The 20,886-nt window shown below is 60.7% G+C and carries 19 protein-coding genes; 15 read left to right on the forward strand and 4 right to left on the reverse strand.

Annotated features, from left to right (window positions below):
* Nucleotides 1-62: 62 nt before the first annotated feature.
* The 8 genes from ACR9WD_RS06320 to ACR9WD_RS06355 all read left to right on the forward strand — a co-directional run bounded on the left by ACR9WD_RS06320 (nucleotide 63) and on the right by ACR9WD_RS06355 (nucleotide 6,646).
* Nucleotides 63-275 carry a F0F1 ATP synthase subunit C gene (locus ACR9WD_RS06320; RefSeq protein WP_073707641.1) on the forward strand — a complete coding sequence of 71 codons (213 nt, stop codon included), beginning with the start codon at nucleotides 63-65 and terminating at the stop codon, nucleotides 273-275.
* A gap of 80 nt (nucleotides 276-355) precedes the next feature.
* Nucleotides 356-910, forward strand: a complete 555-nt coding sequence (locus tag ACR9WD_RS06325) for a F0F1 ATP synthase subunit B (RefSeq protein ID WP_038990457.1) — start codon at nucleotides 356-358, stop codon at nucleotides 908-910.
* Complete coding sequence (locus tag ACR9WD_RS06330) at nucleotides 910-1,722, forward strand: F0F1 ATP synthase subunit delta (RefSeq protein ID WP_434922973.1); 813 nt, start codon at nucleotides 910-912, stop codon at nucleotides 1,720-1,722. Before ACR9WD_RS06325 ends, ACR9WD_RS06330 begins: the two co-directional genes overlap by 1 nt.
* 126 nt (nucleotides 1,723-1,848) lie before the next feature.
* A complete protein-coding gene (gene atpA, locus ACR9WD_RS06335; protein WP_038990460.1) occupies nucleotides 1,849-3,486 on the forward strand; it encodes a F0F1 ATP synthase subunit alpha in 1,638 nt (545 codons plus the stop codon).
* Nucleotides 3,487-3,562: 76 nt separating this feature from the next.
* Nucleotides 3,563-4,456, forward strand: a complete 894-nt coding sequence (locus ACR9WD_RS06340) for a F0F1 ATP synthase subunit gamma (RefSeq protein ID WP_066137623.1) — start codon at nucleotides 3,563-3,565, stop codon at nucleotides 4,454-4,456.
* Nucleotides 4,457-4,491: 35 nt separating this feature from the next.
* A complete protein-coding gene (gene atpD / locus ACR9WD_RS06345) occupies nucleotides 4,492-5,937 on the forward strand; it encodes a F0F1 ATP synthase subunit beta (protein ID WP_038990465.1) in 1,446 nt (481 codons plus the stop codon).
* A gap of 2 nt (nucleotides 5,938-5,939) precedes the next feature.
* Nucleotides 5,940-6,209, forward strand: a complete 270-nt coding sequence (locus ACR9WD_RS06350) for a F0F1 ATP synthase subunit epsilon (RefSeq protein ID WP_038990466.1) — start codon at nucleotides 5,940-5,942, stop codon at nucleotides 6,207-6,209.
* Nucleotides 6,210-6,217: 8 nt separating this feature from the next.
* Nucleotides 6,218-6,646, forward strand: coding sequence for a DUF2550 domain-containing protein (locus ACR9WD_RS06355; RefSeq protein ID WP_066137627.1), 429 nt, complete (start codon nucleotides 6,218-6,220; stop codon nucleotides 6,644-6,646).
* 59 nt (nucleotides 6,647-6,705) lie between these two features.
* On the opposite strand, the gene nagA is transcribed toward ACR9WD_RS06355, so the two are convergent.
* From nagA to nucS, 3 genes are all read right to left on the reverse strand, one after another.
* Nucleotides 6,706-7,914 carry an N-acetylglucosamine-6-phosphate deacetylase gene (nagA, locus tag ACR9WD_RS06360; RefSeq protein WP_038990467.1) on the reverse strand — a complete coding sequence of 403 codons (1,209 nt, stop codon included), beginning with the start codon at nucleotides 7,912-7,914 and terminating at the stop codon, nucleotides 6,706-6,708.
* 86 nt (nucleotides 7,915-8,000) lie between these two features.
* On the reverse strand, nucleotides 8,001-8,747 hold the full coding sequence (locus ACR9WD_RS06365) for a DUF4126 domain-containing protein (protein ID WP_434922974.1): 747 nt from the start codon (nucleotides 8,745-8,747) through the stop codon (nucleotides 8,001-8,003).
* A gap of 119 nt (nucleotides 8,748-8,866) precedes the next feature.
* Entirely contained in the window at nucleotides 8,867-9,562 is a 696-nt protein-coding gene (gene nucS, locus ACR9WD_RS06370; RefSeq protein ID WP_038990509.1) for an endonuclease NucS, read from the reverse strand.
* 59 nt (nucleotides 9,563-9,621) lie between these two features.
* On the opposite strand from nucS, the gene ACR9WD_RS06375 reads away from it, so the two are divergent.
* Nucleotides 9,622-9,993 carry a hypothetical protein gene (locus ACR9WD_RS06375; protein ID WP_038990508.1) on the forward strand — a complete coding sequence of 124 codons (372 nt, stop codon included), beginning with the start codon at nucleotides 9,622-9,624 and terminating at the stop codon, nucleotides 9,991-9,993.
* 294 nt (nucleotides 9,994-10,287) lie between these two features.
* The gene (locus ACR9WD_RS06380; protein ID WP_434922975.1) at nucleotides 10,288-13,674 is read left to right on the forward strand and encodes a hypothetical protein; all 3,387 of its coding nucleotides are present in this window, start codon (nucleotides 10,288-10,290) and stop codon (nucleotides 13,672-13,674) included.
* 32 nt (nucleotides 13,675-13,706) lie between these two features.
* On the opposite strand, the gene ACR9WD_RS06385 is transcribed toward ACR9WD_RS06380, so the two are convergent.
* Complete coding sequence (locus ACR9WD_RS06385) at nucleotides 13,707-15,077, reverse strand: AI-2E family transporter (RefSeq protein WP_434922976.1); 1,371 nt, start codon at nucleotides 15,075-15,077, stop codon at nucleotides 13,707-13,709.
* Nucleotides 15,078-15,238: 161 nt separating this feature from the next.
* Here ACR9WD_RS06385 and ACR9WD_RS06390 point away from each other — a divergent pair, with 161 nt between their 5' ends.
* The 5 genes from ACR9WD_RS06390 to ACR9WD_RS06410 all read left to right on the forward strand — a co-directional run bounded on the left by ACR9WD_RS06390 (nucleotide 15,239) and on the right by ACR9WD_RS06410 (nucleotide 20,856).
* A complete protein-coding gene (locus ACR9WD_RS06390) occupies nucleotides 15,239-16,945 on the forward strand; it encodes a hypothetical protein (RefSeq protein ID WP_141358508.1) in 1,707 nt (568 codons plus the stop codon).
* Between the two features lie 5 nt (nucleotides 16,946-16,950).
* Nucleotides 16,951-17,862, forward strand: coding sequence for a co-chaperone YbbN (locus ACR9WD_RS06395; RefSeq protein ID WP_038990505.1), 912 nt, complete (start codon nucleotides 16,951-16,953; stop codon nucleotides 17,860-17,862).
* A gap of 137 nt (nucleotides 17,863-17,999) precedes the next feature.
* On the forward strand, nucleotides 18,000-18,758 hold the full coding sequence (locus ACR9WD_RS06400; RefSeq protein WP_038990503.1) for an ABC transporter ATP-binding protein: 759 nt from the start codon (nucleotides 18,000-18,002) through the stop codon (nucleotides 18,756-18,758).
* Complete coding sequence (locus ACR9WD_RS06405) at nucleotides 18,740-20,305, forward strand: hypothetical protein (RefSeq protein ID WP_073707635.1); 1,566 nt, start codon at nucleotides 18,740-18,742, stop codon at nucleotides 20,303-20,305. The genes ACR9WD_RS06400 and ACR9WD_RS06405 overlap by 19 nt, the downstream gene beginning before the upstream one ends.
* A 299-nt stretch (nucleotides 20,306-20,604) precedes the next feature.
* Entirely contained in the window at nucleotides 20,605-20,856 is a 252-nt protein-coding gene (locus ACR9WD_RS06410) for a DUF3039 domain-containing protein (protein ID WP_038990501.1), read from the forward strand.
* The last annotated feature ends 30 nt before the right edge of the window (nucleotides 20,857-20,886 follow it).

Raw genomic sequence — 20,886 nt, forward strand, 5'->3', positions numbered from 1 at the left:
GCTCAAGGAATACCTCACAACCTACCGGCAAAAGCCCGGTATCTTGAAAGGAACATAATCACATGTTGCACGGCTCCCTGAATATGATCGGCTACGGCCTGGCTGCTATCGGTTCGGCTATCGGCGTTGGCTTGATCTTCGCTGCCTACATCAATGGTGTTGCTCGTCAGCCAGAAGCTCAGCGCATCCTGCAGCCAATCGCCTTGCTTGGCTTCGCACTTACTGAAGCACTGGCCATCCTGGGCCTGGTCTTCGCCTTCGTCGTAGGCGCCTAGTCTTTTCGCAACTGTAGTGGCCTCGCCACTATCGCGAGGCGTACACAAAAGCGGAAACTAGTAGATAAGGAATAGTGAGAATGAACAGCACTGATTTCATCCTCGCTGCGAGCGAATCGGTCAACCCGCTGTTGCCGAACCCGTGGGAAATTCTCGTTACGGGTGTTGGTTTCGCGGTCCTTCTGTTCATCGTCATCAAGGTGATTGCTCCGAAGTTCGAGCAATCCTATGAAGATCGCGTCACCGCGATCGAAGGTGGCCTTGAGAAGGCTGAAGCAGCGCAGAAGGAAGCAGAGGAGACCTTGGCACTGTACAAGGCCCAGCTTCTGGAAGCACGCACCGAAGCAAACCGCATCCGTGAGGAAGCTCGTAGCGAAGGTGCTCAGATCCTCGCCGATCTGAAGACCAAGGCAACCGATGAGGCAGCTCGCATCACCGAGCAGTCGCACCGCCAGATCGAGGCTGAGCGCGTATCCGCACTGGCTTCGCTCCGCACCGACGTGGGCGCATTGGCTACCGAGCTTGCAAGCAAGGTTGTTGACGAAGCTCTGCAGGACGATGCCCGTGCCCAGCGCGTGGTTGACAAGTTCCTGACCGATTTGGAAGCTCAGCAGAACGCAGGTGCATCGAACTAATGGCAAGTGTATCGAGCGAGTCACTGGCACAGGCTTTGGAGTTCCTGGAACCCAAGCTGGCACTGGCATCTATTGAGCTGCCTAAGGAACTGTTCGCGGTCCTGGAAGTACTGGATGCAAATGCCGGTCTCCGCCGCGCATTGACTGACCCAGCCCGTGGGAATGCCGACAAGGCAGGCCTTTTGGCTCAGCTGCTGCGCGGAAAGGTCTCGGCTGACGCCGAGGACACCGTTGCACAGCTGGCTTCTACCCGCTGGAGCTCGGAACGCGACATTAGCGATGCGCTCGAAACGCTGGCTGTCACCGCGGTTGCCGCGGTGGCGGAACAGCAGGACGGCGCTTCGGGGCTGAACAAGCTGGAGCAGGATCTGTTCTCCTTCATCGAGGTAGTTCGTGGCAATCACGAGCTGCAGCGTGCGTTGGATGATGCACAGGCCCCAGTCGAGGCTAAGCGCGCACTCGCGCTGAAGCTCGTGCCTAACGCGTCGCAGACCTCGCAGGTTTTGATCTCGCAGGCAGTTTCGAACCCCCGCGGTTTGAAGCCGGCAGCCTTGGTTGGACGTTTCGTAGAGCTCGTGGCCAAGCGCCAGCAGCGCTGGATCGCTTCGGTGACCAGCTCCATCGAACTCTCCGAAGCCCAGCTTTCGCGCCTGGAGAGCAGCCTGAACAAGCTATACGGTCGTCAGCTCAAGCTCAACACCACTACCGACCCATCGCTGGTTGGTGGCCTGGTAGTCAAGGTTGGCGACGAAGTTGTCGACGCTTCCGTGGCATCACGCGTGGCCGAGTTGCGCCGCGCCTTGGCCAGCTAGGACTCATTGGGCGCGAGGAGCGATCCTTCGCCCGGTGTTCCTGGCTGCCAGGACCACAACAGACTTCATTCACATTCGATTCGGCCCGTCGGGCCGGATCACAATTTAGGAGAGCAGGGACTGCAGATGGCCGATTTGACCATCAATGCCAACGACGTCCGCGATGCCCTAAACGAGTTCGCATCTTCCTTCGAACCGGGTAAGGCAGAGCGCACCGAGGTGGGACGCGTCGTCGCCGCGAGCGACGGCATCGCCAGAGTGGAAGGCCTTCCTTCCGTCATGGCCAACGAGTTGCTGAAGTTCGAAGATGGCACCCTGGGCTTGGCCCAGAACCTCGATACCCGCGAAATCGGTGTCGTTGTGCTTGGTGACTTCACCGGCATCGAAGCTGGCCAGAAGGTAGAGCGCACCGGCGAGATCCTTTCGGTTCCAGTCGGCGACGGCTACCTGGGCCGCGTGGTCGACCCATTGGGCGAGCCACTGGACAACCTGGGCCCAATCGCTTCCGAGGGCCGCCGCGCCCTGGAGCTCCAGGCCCCAGGCGTGACCCAGCGCAAGAGCGTGCACGAGCCAATGCAGACCGGTCTGAAGGCTATCGACGCCATGATCCCGATCGGCCGTGGCCAGCGCCAGCTGATCATTGGCGACCGCCAGACCGGCAAGACCGCCATCGCGGTCGACACCATCCTGAACCAGCGTGCCAACTGGGAGTCCGGCGATCAGACCAAGCAGGTCCGCTGCATCTACGTGGCAATCGGCCAGAAGGCATCGACCATCGCTGCCGTCCGCCAGACCCTCGAAGAGCAGGGCGCCCTGGAGTACACCACCATCGTGGCCTCCCCGGCATCGGACCCAGCCGGCTTCAAGTACTTGGCTCCATACGCAGGCTCGGCCATCGGCCAGCACTGGATGTACGGCGGCAAGCACGTTCTGATCGTCTTTGATGATCTGTCGAAGCAGGCTGAAGCCTACCGTGCCGTGTCCCTGCTGCTGCGCCGTCCGCCAGGACGCGAAGCCTACCCAGGCGACGTCTTCTACCTGCACTCCCGCCTGCTTGAGCGTTGCGCCAAGCTGTCGGACGAGTTGGGTGCAGGCTCGATGACTGGCTTGCCAATCATCGAAACCAAGGCCAACGACGTGGGCGCGTTCATTCCGACCAACGTCATCTCGATCACCGACGGCCAGATCTTCTTGCAGTCGGACCTCTTCAACGCCAACCAGCGTCCAGCTGTCGACGTGGGTATCTCGGTATCCCGCGTTGGCGGTTCGGCACAGGTCAAGGCCATGAAGAAGGTATCCGGTACCTTGAAGCTGGAACTGGCTCAGTACCGCGACATGCAGGCATTCGCAATGTTCGCTTCGGACCTGGATGCCGCTTCCAAGCAGCAGCTGACCCGTGGCGCACGCCTGATGGAACTGCTCAAGCAGGGCCAGTACACCCCGTACCCGGTTGAGGACCAGGTCGTTTCGATCTGGGCCGGCACCAACGGCTACCTGGACGATGTCCCGGTTGAGGATGTACGCCGCTTCGAGGGCGAGTTCATCGAGTACCTGCGCCACCGCACCGATGTGCTGACCGTGATTGGCCAGACCGGCAAGCTGGAGAACGAGACTCTGGAAGCCATGAAGACCGCTGTTGCGGACTTCAAGGCCGGCTTCTTCGGCGAGGGCGACGACAAGCTTGTCGCAGCCGGACACGAAGAGCATGACGCTCTCGATTCCGAGTCCGTTGACCAGGAACAGATCGTCAAGCAGAAGCGCTGACATTTTCCTTGCCAAGGGGGAGCGGCGCCGGTAACGGCGCCGCCCTCCCAAGGCAGGGGATAAGGAAAGGACACACATGGGAGCCCAGATTCGGGTCTACCGCCAGAAGATCGGATCGACCAAGTCGATGCGCAAGATCTTCAAGGCGATGGAACTGATCGCTGCATCCCGCATTGGTAAGGCACGTACGCGTGTCTCGGCCTCGCTGCCGTATGCCAATGCGATTACCCGTGCAGTAACCGCCGTCGCGTCCCAGGCCGATGTCGATCATCCACTGACCACCGAGCCGGCGCAGGTACGCCGTGCCGCGGTCCTGGTGATGACTTCGGACCGAGGACTTGCCGGGTCCTACTCCGCCAGCGTTCTGAAGCAGGCAGAGCACCTCGTGGAACTCCTGCGTGAAGAAGGCAAGGAAGTCAAGACCTACTTGGTCGGCCGCAAGGCCCAGGCTTACTTTGATTTCCGCTCACGCGAGTACGCACGAGTGTGGACCGGGGAAACCGATTCCCCGCGTTTCGAAACCGCACGCGAGCTGCGCGATGTCCTCCTGGAGGACTTCGACACCGACTTCGAGCAGGGAGGCGTGGACGAGATCCACGTCGTCTACACCCAGTTCAAGTCGATGGTCACGCAGGAACCGACGGTCATCCGTCTGTTGCCGTTGGAGGTTGTCGAGGACGAGTCCGAGACCCCGGCCGACGAGCTGTTGCCACTGTACGAGTTTGAGCCATCGCCGGAGGAAGTGCTTGACGCACTGCTGCCGCGCTACATCGATTCTCGACTGTTCAACTGCCAGCTGCAGTCCGCTGCCTCCGAGCTCGCTGCCCGCCAGCGCGCCATGAAGGCCGCAGGCGACAACGCTGGTGAACTGATCAAGAAGTACACCCGATTGCTCAACAATGCCCGTCAGGCTGAAATCACCCAGGAGCTTTCGGAAATTATTGCCGGCGCCGACGCGCTGAACAGCTAATTTCCGAGATTCCGACCAGACAAGAAGTGAGAAAGATGACTGCCCAACTCAACGAGCAGGTTACCGCAGGGGCCATTGGTCGCGTCGCGCGCGTGACTGGCCCGGTCGTGGACGTCGAGTTCCCAGCCGACGCACTGCCTGCTATCTACAACGCACTGACCGCTGAGCTGACCCTCAACGGCGAAACCAAGAAGATCACCTTCGAGACCAGCCAGCACCTCGGTGAGGGCCTGGTCCGCGCAGTATCGCTGCAGGCCACCGACGGCCTGGTCCGCGGCGCTCAGGTTATCGATACCGGAGCTGCCATCTCCGTCCCAGTTGGTGACGGCGTCAAGGGCCACATCTTCAACGTGCTGGGCGATGCCCTGGACGTTGACAACTCGGAGATCCAGGTTTCCGAGCGCTGGCCAATCCACCGCGAGGCACCGAAGTTCTCGGAGCTCGAGGGCTCGACCGAAATGCTGGAAACCGGCATCAAGTCGATCGACCTGCTGACCCCTTACATCAAGGGCGGCAAGATCGGCCTGTTCGGCGGCGCTGGCGTGGGCAAGACCGTGCTGATCCAGGAAATGATCACCCGTGTGGCACGCAACTTCGGTGGTACCTCGGTATTCGCCGGCGTGGGCGAGCGCACCCGTGAAGGCAACGACCTCTGGGTCGAAATGGACGAAGCCAACGTGCTCAAGGACACCGCCTTGGTGTTCGGCCAGATGGATGAGCCACCAGGCACCCGTCTGCGCGTGGCACTGTCGGCTCTGACCATGGCGGAATACTTCCGCGATGTGCAGAACCAGGACGTGCTGCTCTTCATCGACAACATCTTCCGCTTCACCCAGGCCGGTTCCGAGGTGTCGACCCTGCTGGGCCGCATGCCTTCCGCCGTGGGCTACCAGCCGAACTTGGCCGATGAAATGGGCCTGCTGCAGGAACGCATCACCTCGACGAAGGGCCGCTCGATTACCTCGATGCAGGCTGTCTACGTCCCGGCCGATGACTACACCGACCCGGCTCCAGCAGCAACCTTCGCCCACCTGGATGCAACCACCGAGCTGTCGCGTGAAATCGCGTCGCGCGGCCTGTACCCGGCAATCGATCCGCTGACCTCGACCTCGCGAATCCTGGATCCGCAGTACATCGGCCAGGATCACTACGATGTAGCCATCCGCGTGAAGGCTATCCTGCAGAAGAACAAGGAACTGCAGGACATCATCGCGATCCTCGGTATCGACGAACTGGGCGAAGAGGACAAGATCGTCGTTGCCCGTGCACGCCGCATCCAGCAGTTCCTGTCGCAGAACACCTACACCGCAAAGCAGTTCACCGGTGTCGAGGGCTCGACCGTATCGATCAAGGACACCATCGAAGGCTTCAAGGCCATCTGCGATGGCGACCTGGACCACATTGCAGAACAGGCGTTCTTCAACATCGGCGGTCTTGACGACGTCGAGCGCCAGTGGGCCGAAATCCAGAAGGCCAGCTAATCATGGCTGAGCTTCAGGTCGAAATCGTCGCGGCCGACCACTTCGTGTGGTCGGGCGCAGCGAAGCTGGTCAAGGCTCGTTCGGTGGACGGCGAGATCGGTGTTCTGCCCGGTCACGTTCCGATGCTGTCCGTGCTTGCCGCTGGGGACCTGGAAATCGAACCGGTTTCCGAGTCCCGCTTCTCGGTCCAGATCGATGGGGGCTTCTTCTCCGTTGATTCGGATCGCGTAGTGATCGTTGCTGACAACGCTGTGCTTGGTACCGCAGCGTAGGCGATGAATTGTTCGAGATAACCGCACCAGTTCTGATCGCGTTGCTGATCCTCATCGGCATCGCCATGTTCTTCGGGGCCATGGCCGTGCGCCGCATCCAATTGCGGCGCACGCTGGGCACCTTCGATGCATCAATCCTTGCGCCCTCGGGCAAATGGATCATGGTCATCGGCCGCTACGGCGGAGCGCATGTGGACCTGTTGCGGTTTTTCTCTGTCTCCCCGGTGCCGAGCTTCGTGATCGAGCGCCGCGGACTGGACATCACCGGAACGCGCCAGCCCACCGATGAGGAAACCTCGCGAATCCCGCCGGGATTCATCATCGTGATGCTGGTGCGCAGCGGTGAGGAACTGCTGCTGGCCATGGACTACCGTGACTACACCGGCTTCTCGGCCTGGCTCGAAGCCGGACCGATCGCCGGAAGCTGGCAGATCTAGCATTTGAATACGCGAAGACCGCCGCTGCACTTGCAGCGGCGGTCTTCGCATCTTAAGGGCTAGAGGTATTCCCCGTTGCGGATCGTCTGGACCAGCTGCAGGTCGGCATCGAGGACCAGCGCGTCGGCCGCGAAGCCGTAGTGCAGGGAGCCGACTTCATCGGCCAATCCGATCAGCGAGGCGGGGATGGACGTGGCTGAGTTGACCGCCTCGACCAGCGAGACCCCTGCCTGCACCGCATGCTGGACGATCTGAAGCAGCGTGCAGGTGCCGCCAGCCAGTGAATCGTCGCTCGACAGCCGTGCCTGGCCGTTGGACACGGTCACTTCCTGCGGGCCGAGGGTGTACTGGCCATCGTCCAGGCCAGTGGCTGCCATGGAATCGCTGACCAGCAGGATGTTGCCTCCGCCCACCAGCCGGTAGACCAGCCGCACGGTATCGGGGGACAGGTGCACCCCGTCGGCGATCAGCTCCACGAACGCATTGCGGTTCACCGCTTCTTCCAGGCAGGCGGCCACCGGTCCCGGCTCGCGGTGGTGCAGCGAGGGCATGCCGTTGAACAGGTGGGTGACCGTCGGGCGTTCGGTGAATCCGTCCACCCCGGCGCTGCGCAGCTGCTCGCGGGCAAAGCGCAGCGAATCGGAGGCGACCTGCGCGCTGGCATCGGTATGCCCCAGCGAGGGAACCACGCCGTGGGAGACCAGCTGCTCGATGATTTCCTCGGTGCCGTCCAGCTCGGGGGCATAGGTCATGGTGCGCAGCTGGCCGCGGCTGGCGGCCACCAGCTCGCTGACGAAGCCGGGATCAGGTTCCTGCAGGAAGCGCGGATCCTGGGCGCCGCAGCGGGCTTCGGAGAGGAACGGGCCCTCGGCATGGATGCCGGCAATCTTCCCGGCCTCGGCCAATTCGGCGAGCAGCTCGGCGGCCTCGATCATCGACGACGGCTCAGCGGTGACCAGCGAGGCGAGCAGCGTTGTGGTGCCCGAACGGTGCAGGTACTCGATGGCTTCGGTGACGCTCTTGTGATCCGGCGACGAGAAATCCGCGCCGAGGGCGCCGTGGCAGTGCAGGTCGATCAGGCCCGGGATGATGATGGATCCCGGGGCCACTTCGCGCACCGGGTAGTCGGCGGCATCAGGCAGGGCGGTGAAGTCATCGCGATTGCCGGCAAAGCGGATGCGGTCTCCCTCGACGGCGAGCACGCCATCGGTGACCTTGAGACCATCGGAAATCAGGGTGGCGAACAAAGCGTAGCGCGTCGTAGTCATGTTCCCAGCTTAGAAGAGAGAAGGCATCCAGTCACCGACTTGGCGGATTATTCTCGAAGCGGACGTGGAAGGAGGGCGCCATGCGCTCAGCCGCGTGTAGCGGCAGGATCCGGGTTTTCCGGATCGGTGCCGGAAGCGATGAGCTTCAGCGATTGCCAGGCGCTGGCATTCTCGCCGGTGTCGCTCTGCGCTTCGCGCGCGGCCCGTGCGGCCGCCTGCTTGTCCTTCGGGTTGCCGAATTTGCTCTTCAGCGAGCGGTAGGCCTTGCGGAACATCCGGTAGAGGAGGAACCCGATGGCCACCGCTGCCAGGCCAAGCAGCGCGGCCAGCACCGGAAGCAGCACGGCCGCGAGCACCAGCACCAGCGCACCGAAATCCTCGATCAGGCTGCGCACCCATTGGGTCACCGGTTCGGGCACGACGTTGGTTGCCGCGGTCAGCGATGATTTGCCCAGGCTCACCGACAGAGCGGATCCCGCACCGAGCAACCCGGTCACCACGGCAACTTCCACTCCCGAGTTGGCCCCAAGCCCAATGCCTACCAGCGCTCCGAAGACCGGGCGCAGCCATACGGAGACCGTTTCCATGGACAAGTTCAGGAAAGGGATCTTGTCCAGGCCCGCTTCGCCAATGGCCAGCACCGCGCAAATCGCCAGAACCCAAGGATTGCTGATGCTCTCGGGGATCTGCCGGGCGGCGGAGGCGATCATCTCTGGTGCGGTGTCGGGAATTGCGAGTCCCGCAATGCCGAGCGTCAACACGGTGAAGTAGGGCCGAAGTCCGGCGGCGGAACCGCTGCCAATGGCCATGAGCGAAGCTGTCAGCGGATCCAATGGTCCTCCCGGCAAAGCTGGCTGGTGCCGTGCGGCCCCCAGCGCATTTGGTTGAGGAGATCAGATTAGCAGTCGGCAGGCAGCTCCGGGACTCGCAGCGCGTCGGGCAGGACTCTGCGCTAGAAGAGACGTCCTGCGGAGTCGTCGACACCGCGCATGGCGTCGTAGTCCAGGGTGAGGCAGCGGATGCCGCGGTCCTCGGCCAGGGTGCGGGCCTGCGGCTTGATCTGCTGGGCTGCGAAGATTCCGGTGACCGGCTTGAGCAGCGGATCGCGGTTGAGCAGGTCCAGATAGCGGGTCAGCTGTTCCACGCCGTCAATGTCGCCGCGGCGCTTGAGCTCCACCGCTACCGTGGCGCCCTTGGCATCACGGGCCAGGATGTCCACCGGGCCGATGGCGGTCATGTACTCGCGGCGGATCAGCTGGTGGCCGTCGCCGAGCAACTCGATCTGCTCGGCTAGCAGGCGCTGCAGGTCGGCCTCGACGCCGTCTTTGACCAGCCCCGGATCATTGCCCAGGATGTGGGCCGAGTCGTGCTCGAAGCTGTGGAAGTGGATGGTCAGCTTGTCATCGGTCTTCGCGCTGGCCACGATCCACGTGGCGGTGGCTCCCAAAGCGGCGGCTTCCTCGTCGGGGTCGGCCTCGCGCAGGGTCAATGGAGGATTCATCCAGTTCAGCGGCTTGTAGCTGCCGCCATCCGAGTGGATGAGAACCGATCCATCGGCCTTGACCATGATCAGGCGGGTCGCCAACGGAAGGTGGGCTCGCAGACGGCCCTCGTAATCTACTGAACACTTCGCTACCACTAAACGCACCCCACACACTTTACTAGCTGGTTGCGACTTGTGCCCTCAGATACGGCATGATTAATGACATGCCACGTTCCAACCGCCCGCGCCGCTCGAAGAATTCACGACCTGCCAGAGGCCGGAACTCCGGATCCGGACACGGCTATGGGGATGACGAGCAGGAGTACGGAGCGGACCAGGAAGAGTGGATGCAACGGGCGCGCTTCGGCGTGGTGCTCCGCCAGGATGCCCCGGATGGGCAGTGGCATGTCCGCAAGATCGCGCCGCTGAATGCCAACAAGACCTACACCTGCCCTGGGTGCCACCGCTCCATCGGCGTGGGCGTGGCCCATGTGGTCGCCTGGCGGGCGGATCACTGGTCGGGGGATGAAGCCGCGGCCAATGCGCGCCGCCACTGGCATCCGCACTGCTGGGAAACTCGTTCCTACCGCTACTAGGAAGCCAGACTGCGCAAGCCGGTACGCAAATATCAAGACGATATTCGTTTTGCATGGGAGTATTGGGTTGTGATCAGTATTCAGACGGGACGTGTTCCACAAAATACCGATGGCCCATCGATCGTCGCTGCCGCATCTGGATTGATGCTCCTTCCAGAAAACGCAACGCGACTAGTGCGCTTACATAGACTTGCTGCCCTTGGTATGGCGATCGAAGACAAACAAGCTTAGTCTATTAGACCGAATGCCGTCCGATCGCTCCTAAAGTCCGAAGACATCGGTGGTCGAGCTATATTGGCGCAGGAGGATCCGTACTCTGAGGTTCTGATTCAAAGCGTCAGTTTCTTCGGCGGCACTTACCTGGTGTCTCCTGGTTCAGGCGAACACACGGTTGCTGACCTCGAAAATCTGATGGAGGCAGCTTTCCGCAAGGAATGGATGCCAAATGATTTACGTGGCCCAATTCGATTGCTGATTAAAGGACTTCTCACGGTCAGCGACATTGTACTTAAGCGGGCAGGCTTGACACGAGGCACTCTGCCAAGTGGGTCCCCAGGGTCACCCGTCTATGTTCCTGCAGGGCATCGATTGGATGAACTATCGCGCGCTGCGTTCATTTCAAATGACGAACTCGATGTTCACGGCGCTTGGCTACGTATGGTCATCGACACCTTGGCCCTTGACCCGGGTATGATAGTCGATCCATGCGAGGGCGATATCACAGATGATCGCCTCTACAAAACCCCATTTCTGCGTCTTGCGTCAGGTTTTCAACTAATACTTCCGTTGGATCTTCTCATTACTATCCGCTTCCATCTATTGCGCTTCGTACGCCAGGAGGGGGAACTTGAAAGATTCGGAAGGCATTGGAGGGAAGCTGCGTTTCGTCGTGTCATGAGATTGCTTCCCCCTGACACATCACCCATTGATCTCGAGCACGGCGACGTAATGAGCCGCTATCTCTTGCCAATTGACAGTAAACGGGATCTTCACATCATTGTTGCGACTGACCCCCTAATCGACTGGCAACTTGATGTTTGGGGAAGCTATGACACTTACGCCGCGCTGAATCAACTTGCCCACTTGATTGACCCCCAAGTGCGTAGAACTTACTCGTCTGCGGACACTCTGGTGCATCTAGTCATCACCGACAGCCCCGGACGAGGCGCTGCGTGGGGTATCCCTAATATTGTGAATTCCGACCCCACCTTAATAGTTAGATCCGACGACCTCGAAGTAATCTTGCACCACGAGCCGGATGGCCCGCTTGGACTCCTGCTCTTTGCAGAGGCTGTCGACCGACGTCCAGGTCGGTCAATGTCCACCTCCATTCTTGACGAGTTTTCTTCCTACAACCAACATGAAAAGTCGTTCTACTTCACGGATGGCGAACCGGCAACTTTTACCACGTTCCAGATAGCAGATGGACTGCAGCCAAGAAAGAAGTACTTGGCAGAAACCGACAGGCACGGTGTCACCCCTCCTTTGAAGAATCCACTCGTCCTTCAGGCTCGGCGTCGTTACAGAAGGGATGCCCCGGAAATATTCGTTATCGAGCCCGGCGGTTCGTACTTCGGTTATGTCGTTGAGCTTGATGCCCAAGATATCTTTGTGACTATCGAGAACGGCTCGACGAAACATGCTGGAGTAGAGCTGGATCTACTTGAATGTGTCGCGTATTGGGTCAGTGAGTGCTCGAAAGTTGCCGAAATTCAAGGCGCTTTCAAGAAGCCGGAACTGCTCATTAAAGTGGAAAATCCGGCAGCATGGAAAAAACGTGCTGATTGGTCACGAACTCACCCGGCCATTCGGCTATTCCGCAACAACAAGGGGTTTACTCTAGAATTCACGGAGACCTTCGAAGCGCTTCTCCAGGAAAAATCGAATACGGCAGAACGTGAACTCGTCTCAGCCCTTCTCACCAGTCTGTTTGGTACTTCACACGCCGAATTAGGATCGGCGCTCAGCGAGATTGCTCCCTTGGGCGCCAAGCGGATGCTCAATACGTTCGATCAAAACTCTAATCCCGACATGTTGGCCACTAGGCTTCCGCGCCCATTGACTGGTCACAAGCAAATCTCGGCTCAACTGCTTGATGAACTCGGCGGATGGCTTCGCTCGCCGAGCGGTGGCAATTATCCGGTCGGAAAATTCGCTGGACGTGATCGAACCGAGCTTTTGAACTCGGCTGTCGGCCGACTCTTCAACATCCTCGCGATGGAGATCAAAAACTACGACCAAAAAGTACTGCTGGATTTCCTTATCCTACAAAATGAAGCTCTAAGTCATAGCACCAAGGTCAATGCGATCATGTTGAAATCGCGTTTGGCATGTTTTGGCGAAAACTCTGATACTGTCACGGAACTCGTGGAGCACCGGAAGAAATCTGTAACGGCTCACCGTGCCAACCGATTCCTTATCGAATTCGTGGCAGCACAGCCTCCCACGGGAACGTCCTTCATTGAAGTCCTTGACTACTACCGCCTATTGAGCGTGTCGCAGGAGCTCATCGATAGAGCCACAGCCTCCGATTTCCTTCACTACAATATGGCGGACTTCAAGGTTTCCATACTTGATTCGGGCCGACTGGGTCTCAGCCGAAATGAGTCGATAATAACGGCCATGGAATCCTATGCCACTGCATCAAGTCAGCGATCAGTCAAAACAGCCCAAAGTATCGACGCTATGACAGAACCGGATGCCTTCGACTTCGCGGATTTCATGGATCGGAGTGCCACTGCAATGCGCGCCGAGTTCGGCTTCACTTATAACGAACTACGTGCCGTAAGTCGCGGTCTGCTTGAGATTGCTACTGCAGACCAGATTACCCGGATTGACCGTTCAGTTGCCATCTCTAGAATCGCAAAGTTCACGGATCTTACTGACGAAACAGTATCCATGGTTCTTGACCAAATCACGCTCACAGAAAGGTCCACTTTCCTTGGCATCAAAGAAGATGCCTGGCCATGGCGGTACAACCGCGATATGTCTTATGTTCGGCGACCAGTAGTGTTGCAGGGCAGCCAATTGATCTTCGGCTTCCGCGCCATTTATCACTTGATCCCATATTGGATTGACATCGTACTTTCTGGTCGCCTGCAAAGACGGGCGAAATCGATCGAAATGCGACGCTATATCTCTGAAGCAAGGGGCCGCATTAACTACGCGTTTGCCGAATCTGTGGCTCTGAGACTTCGAGGTCTCGGTATGACGGCACTCATGTCAGTGAAAAAGATTGGGAAAAAGCGAATTATCGATTCGAACGGACAAGATCTAGGAGATATTGATATTCTGGCCTACCATCCAGATACGCGATCAATATTGGCCGTCGAGGCAAAAGACCTCGAAATTGCCCGAACTCCAGCTGAGATGTCCACCGAGCTCGAGATGTTGTTCCACGGAACTAAGAAGAAAAAACCGACTGTCGAACTCCACCAACGGCGAATCGAATGGATACGCAACAACTTAGTTGACGTTGTTCAGGCGATGGGTGTCATTTACGACGGAGCTCCTTACAAGCTGTTGGGCCTGATTGTGACGAGTGATCCCCTCGTTACTCCTTTAGCTGAAGTAAGCCCGATACCTGTGATCCCTATTGATGATGTTGGGCTTGAGGCTCTAGGTCTAGAGTCAACCAAACCAATTCGTACTTCAAGTAAGAGCCGCAAAAGTCGCCGTTAATTGGGACATGTGACCAACGAGATTTGAGGGCGCTACCGGCGGTCCTGGCGTGCGATGAATACCTCGCGCAACAGGATCATGGCGCTGGCAGCTACCGGAATGGCCATCAGCGCACCGGTAACCCCGGCCAGGCTGCCACCGGCAATCACCGAGATCACCGCTACAGCGCCGGGCACTGCCACCGCCCGGCGCATGATGCGCGGCGAGACGAAGTAGGCTTCGATTTGCAGGTAGCCGAAGTAGCAGACGGCATAGATCAGCGCGGTTTGCCACCCCAGGGACAGCGTCACCAAGGTGACCAGCACACCGGCGATCACGCCACCGACCAGTGGGATGAAGGCCAGCAAGGCCACCACCAAGGTGAGCAGCGCGGTGAACGGAACGCCCAGGATGCTCATCAGGAGCAGCGCCACCAGGCAGTTCAGTATCGCCACGGTGGCTTGGCCCATGACATAGTTGCCCACCGAGCGCGTGATGCGCACGGTCAATTCCGAGACGCGCTCGCGCTTGGAGCGCGGGGCCAGGCGCAATGAGAAGCCCATCATGCCAGGCAGGGACGCCAGGAAGTAGATGGCCAGCACCAGCACGATCAGCACGCCGAACATCGACTGCGCGACGGTTTGCGAGACGCCCAGGACACCGCCGAAGACATTCGTTACGGCGCCCGAGTCTCCAAAGAAACGGTCCACCTCGGTTGTGATGCGCTGGGAGATTGCATATTGGCGGTCGATTTCCCTGACCCATTCGCTATTGAGGAAATCATCGACGATTTCAGGCGCGCGCGTGATGAAGGTGGTGATCTGATTGACCAGCGTAGGGATGATCAGGGCCATGAAGCCGCCGAAGATTGCCAGCATGCTGACCATGGTCGCGGTCACGGCCAGCGGACGGGAGAGCCCCTTGCGCATCATGAAGCGCACAAGCGGGTCAAGGCCCAGGGCAATGAACAGCGCGATGGCAATCCAGGTCATCAGCGAGCCGACATTGGTCAGCAGGTAGAAGCCGCCCAGGGCGATGCCCACCCCGATGGTGCCCAGGAAGCCCATGGAAATCGGGTGCAGCGCAGGAATGGGTTCGGGGGATCCCTCCAGCGGCTGCTCGGGTTCCTCGCCGAGGGCCGCGCCCCGCTGCGGGGCGTTGAGCAGCTTGCCCACCCGGTCGGCGAGCTTCCTGGTCCAGCCCTCGCGAGCCGCAGTGCCGCCCGATGGCGCAGAAGCGGGATAGCGGGGGACCGGCGAGCCCTCTGATGATGGCGGCGCCGGCTGGGAATTCGCCTGATGAGGCTGGGAATGCGCTGTGGATTCCGGGCCTGGGGCCTCTGGTTCCACGGAGCGCTCAGGTGCGTGCGATTGCTCGTCGTGCGCGTGCTGAGCGCGATGCGGGCGCGGCTGATCTGGCTCCATGGGTCAGAGCATATCGCGCATTGGCGTCTATTAAGTGGTTCAAGGCACCACGCACTTGCGGTGTTGAGGCAGTTCACAGGCACTGATCGGAACCATGATCCGCCGCAACTCGTTAGACTTGTCGAAGAACAGCTGTGAGACGTAGGCGAATAGGTGAACTTGTGCGAAAAGTAATCTCCGTGATCGCGATGCTGCTGGGGGCCGTGGCCCTGGTGGTCGGCATCGGACAGAAGACCTTTTGGGCGCCGCCCGAAACGGTGACCGCGACCATGCCGCAACTATCCGATGAGGCCCCGCTGACCGTGATTGAATCCTCGGTCAACGACCCCAAGCTTGATCCGGTGGAACTGGTGATCAAGTCGAAGGGTGAATTCACCGCGTCCCTGGGACGCGACTATGACGTCGAGTCGTGGGTCGGTGATGCCGCGCACGTTTCGGTCACCGGAATCGATACCAATAACCACAAGATGATTGCCGAATACGCCAAGGGCGAAGCCGAAGTGCCGAACCCCGCCGGCGATGACATCTTCTTCGACTCGCAGACCGCAGACCAGACCATGACCTACCGCTGGACCGCTCCGGATTCCGGCGACTGGTCGCTGTTGCTGGCCGCCGGCGGAAAGGACGCCGCTCCAGTGGACATCTCGGTGAGCTACGCAAATGACGACGCCATGCCATTCGCCCTGCCGTTGATCATTGCCGGCGCGCTGCTGCTGGTCTTCGGCGTGGCCCTGCTGGCCATGCGCCCCGGCAAGGCGAAGACCGGCTCGAACACCCAGCACTCGGTCGCCGCCGTGGCAGTCGTCGCCCTGGCCATCTCCGGCGTCTCGCTGCCGATGGCTCCAAGCGACGAGGACAGTGCCAAGGCCTCGGAATCGGCGCAGAAGTCCGATGAAGCGAAGTCCGAAGAAGCCAAGTCCGACGAGGCCAAGGGCTCCGAATCCGCCGCTTCCTCGGAGGAGGAAGCGGCCAGCTTCCCGGTGATCACCGAAGAGCAGCTCAAGCGGGTGCTGGCCGATGCCCAGAAGCAGATCGCCAAGGCAGATGAAAAGAACGATTCCAAGGCCCTGGAACAGCGCAGCGCCGGTGCTTTCAAGTACCTGCGCAACAAGCGCTATGACATGCTCAAGGAAGAGTTCAAGGTCGACAAGCCGATGGCGCTCACGACCCAGGTGATCCGCTCGGCCGCGGTGCCGAATGCGAATGAAGCCAAGTTCCCGCGCGTGATCTCCGTGGTGACCGCGAAGAACAACGACGCAGACACCCTGCCGCAGGCGCTCACCCTGGTGCAGGCCAATGCCCGCGACAACTTCAAGGTGGTCTTCGCCGGACAGATGCTGCCGAACTCCACCTTCCCGGGCATCGCGGTGGGCGATCCGTCGACCAAGCAGCTGGGCGCCGACGCCGAAGGCCTGCAGATGACCCCGAAGAAGGCGCTGGAAGCGCTGGGCAAGGTGCTGACCGATCCCAAGGCCAAGGAGAAGGACAAGTTCGCCGAGTCGGACTTCATCAAGGCGGTGCACGCGGCCCAGAAGGACGAGTCCAAGGAAGCCAACGAGGCGAACGTGAAGTACAAGCGCTCGGTCACCGAGGGCGACACCAAGGTGGTCTCCACCCCGGATGGCGGCGCGATTGTCACCGGCAAGCTGAACAACAAGGCGCTGTTCGTCCGCACCGAAGATGCCGACCCGCTCAAGAGCACCGACAAGCTGACCGAACAGCTGTTGGGCTCCAGCTCGTCGAACGGCGACGTCGAGAGCACCTACGCCGAACCAGTGATGTTCTACCTGCCGGCCGATGGTTCCAAGGACAAGATCCAGCTGATCTCGGCAAGCCAGGTCCTGCTCGATGTGAAGGAAGTTGACTAATCCCCATGACTGATCAGAACATCCCCTCGACCCGTGGTGCGGTGGATCTCTCGGCGCTGGCCAACCACGGCCCGGAAGCCACCGACAGCACCCCAGCCGGTGCCGCCAGCTGGACCACCAGCCTGGACGAGGCCGCGTTCCAGCAGTTCGTCGGCCTGTCCCAGCAGGTGCCTGCCATCGTTTCCCTCGGCTCGCCGCGCGTGCAGGTCTCTGCAGACCTGGATGCGACCCTGCGCAAGCTGGTGGATGCCAAGGGTGGCAAGTTCGTCCTCGGCCTCGTGGATGCCGAAAGCTACCCGCAGATCGCCCAGGCCTTCCAGGCGCAGCAGATCCCGATGGTGGTTGCGCTGATCAAGGGCCAGCCTGTGCCGCTGTTCCAGGGTCCTGCCGAAGAAGCGCAAATTGCCCAGGTTTTCGCGCAGCTTGAACAGCTCGCCGTGCAGCAGGGCATGAGCGGCACCGCCCCGGCATTCTCCGGGCAGGCCGGCCAGGCCGAGCCGGAACTGCCGCCGCTGCACCAGAAGGCAGTCGACGCCATTGATGCGGGGGACTACGCCGCCGCCGAGGCAGCCTACCTGGAAGCGCTGAACGAAAAGCCGAACGACAAGGACGCGCAGGTTGGCGTGTACCAGGTCCGCTTGCTCTCGCGCACGCACAACCTGGATCTGAACAAGGCTCGCGAGCAGGCCGCGCAGAACCCAGAGGACATCGCGGCGCAGCTGGATGTCGCCGACCTGGATGTGGTCGGCGGGCATGTCGAGGACGCCTTCGCCCGGCTGGTCTCGCTGATCTCCAAGCTGGCGGATGAGGACCGCGAGCGGGTGCGACGTCGCCTGATCGAGCTCTATGCGGTCATCGGCAATGCCGACCCACGCGTCGCCGCCTCGCGCCAGAAGCTGGCCCGCGTACTCTTCTAGGCTGATGCCGAAGCGCTGAAGCGCACAGCTAGCAAGCCGCGGTCCGGAATATTTCCCGGGCCGCGGCTTTGTCTTGCCTTCAGGTTTAACTCCAAAGGATGATGTGTTCTGACTTGGGGCATTGCTAGCCTTAAACTATGAATCAGATCGCACTGGACATCCGGTCTCTCGCCAAGCAATTTGGCGCCAAGATTGCCGTGAACAACGTCAGCCTGCAAGTTCCCGCCGGTTCATTCTATGGGCTGGTCGGGCCCAACGGCGCCGGAAAGACCACCATGCTCTCGATGGCTACCGGTTTGCTGCGCCCGGATGCGGGCCAGGCGGTGGTCAACGGCGTGGACATCTGGGCCGACCCGCACGCCGCCAAGTCCACCCTGGGCGTCCTGGCCGATGGCGTGCGCCAATTCGATCGGCTCACCGGCCGGCAGCTGGTGACCTATTCCGGGCTGCTGCGCGGCATGGACCGTGCCGAAGTTGCCCAGCGCACCGAAGACCTGCTGCGCGTGATGGACCTGCTGGATGACGGGGACAAGCTGGTGGTGGACTACTCCGCCGGCATGACCAAGAAGATCACCTTGGCTACCGCGATGATCCACTCGCCAAAGCTGCTGGTGCTCGATGAGCCATTCGAGGCAGTGGACCCGGTCTCGGCGGCGAATATCCGCGACATCCTGAACAACTACGTGGAGTTCGGCGGCACCGTGATCGTTTCCTCGCATGTCATGGACCTGGTCCAGCGCATGTGCACGCATGTGGCGGTCATTTCCGATGGCGTGCTCAAGGCGCAGGGCACCGTGGATGAAGTCCGCGGCGGCATGAGCCTGGAAGACCGCTTCGTCGATCTGGTGGGCGGCCGCGCCAACAACGAGGGGCTGTCATGGTTGCGCACGTCCTAAGCCTGAAACTGCGCTTGCTGGCCAATGGCTTCAAGCGCTCCGTCGGCCAGCTGATCGGCGTCATCATCGGCGGCCTGTACGCGCTGGGCATGATCACCATGCTGACCTTGGCCGTGTGGTTCGCCGCTGACGAGATCCCCTTCCAAGGCGAAATGTTTACCCTGATCGGTTCGGCAGTGGTGCTGGGCTGGGCCATCATCCCGCCGCTGCTGACCGGCGTCGACCTCACCCTGGAACCGTCGCGCTTCGTCCAATTCGGAATCCCGGAAAAGACCCTGGGTCCTGCCCTGGTGCTGGCCGGCTTTATCTCGATTCCTGCGGTGCTGACAGTTGTCGGCCTGCTGGGCGCCTCGCTGATGTGGCGAAGCGATGCAGGTGCGTTGATGCTGGGTCTGCTCGCTGCGGTGGCGACCGCGGTGATGGCGATCCTGCTGTGCCAGTACCTGGTGATCATGGCAACCGCGCTGCGGGCCAAGCGCCGCTTCCGCGAATTGACGTTCGCGCTGCTGTTCTTGCTGCTCGTCGGGCTGGGCCCGATCATGGCCTCGGTGTTCTCCGCGGCAGAGTCCATGGGCGACTGGATCCATCCGCTGTCCACGGTGCTCGGCTACACCCCGCTCGGCGCCTTTGCCGCTGTTCCCGGGGCCTATGCCTCGGCGCTCTACGGGCAGATGGCCATCCACCTGGCGCTAGGTGCGGCCTACCTCGGCGGGCTCTATTTCCTGCTGGCTCGCGCTACTGCAAAAGCCGCGATTACCCCGCCGCCGCAGCAGCGCGCTGCCACGGCCAAGGGGTTGGGCTTCTTCAAGCTGCTGCCGGCAACACCGACCGGCGCCGTCGCCGCCAGGGCACTGACCTATTGGTTCAAGGATCCGCGCTACGCCGTGGGCGTGCTGATTGTGCCTGTGCTTCCATTGCTCTTCTGGTTCACCGGCAGCCAATCCGGCAACTACACGATGATGTATCTGATGGGGCCGTTGATCGGCATCCTGCTGGGCTTTTCCATATCCGCAGATATTTCCTATGACAACACGGCCTTTGCACTGCATGCACTGACCGGCATATCCGGCCGGGCCGATCGTGCAGGACGGGCGCTGTCCTGCTTCCTGATTGCCATCATTCCGGTCCTGGCGGCCGCGATCCTGCCTGGCCTCATCGCTGGCGAGCTATGGCGCATCCCGGGTGATCTGGGCTTGTCGCTGGCCGCGCTGTTCGTCGCGTTGGGCGTTTCCTCGGTGTCTTCGGCCCGCTACACCTATGCGGTGCCGCTTCCGGGCGACAACCCGATGAAGACCCCGCCTGGCAGCGGCATGCGCATGGCGCTCACGCAGCTGGGCATCATGCTCACCATGGGACTCTTGCTGATCCCGGTGCTCATTCCCTACACTATCGGCTGGTTCCAGCACTCGCAGGTCTTGGGCTTCATCACCCTGGGTGCGGGCTTGGTTCTGGGCACCGGACTGGTGCTCGGCGGCATTGCCCTCGGCGGCAAATGGTATGAGAAGCGCACTCCAGAGTTGATGCAGTCGGTCATGCTCAACAAGTAGGCAGGGCAACCGGAACGGCATCCTGGGCCGTCCAGCGGGCAGCAATGTTCCGCCGGGCGGCCTTTTGCCTGCCCTGGTGCAACAAGGTTCACAGGATATTGGCCGGTGGTGCCCAAGCCGGGAGAAATCCAAATCAAACTGGATGGCAGCCATTTGAGCAGATGCAAGAAAACGATCACTGACCTGAAGATATGAAGCCGAACACGGATCAGCTTAAGCAACAGCGGCAAAGTCAATGTGGACAAGCTCCCATGGCCGCCACGCGGACAGCAGGGGCAATCCGTACTAGACTTGAAGGCATGGTGGAACAGTCTGAAGAAACCCGCGGTGGCACTGCCACGATTGAACGTACCGAGACAACCCAGAGTGTCGAGGCCGGAGATCACGAGCGCTTTGCCCACTATGTGCAGAAAGAAAAGATCATGGAGTCGGCAATGACCGGCGAGCCAGTGATCGCCCTGTGCGGCAAGGTCTGGACCCCAGGCCGAGATCCGCAGAAATTCCCGGTATGCCCTGAGTGCAAGGAAATCTACGATTCCTTGATGGGGTAGTGCTGCGAATGAACTAGCACTACTTCACAC

It is taken from the genome of Glutamicibacter sp. PAEs-4 (genome assembly GCF_051161755.1).
Lineage (GTDB): Bacteria > Actinomycetota > Actinomycetes > Actinomycetales > Micrococcaceae > Glutamicibacter > Glutamicibacter nicotianae.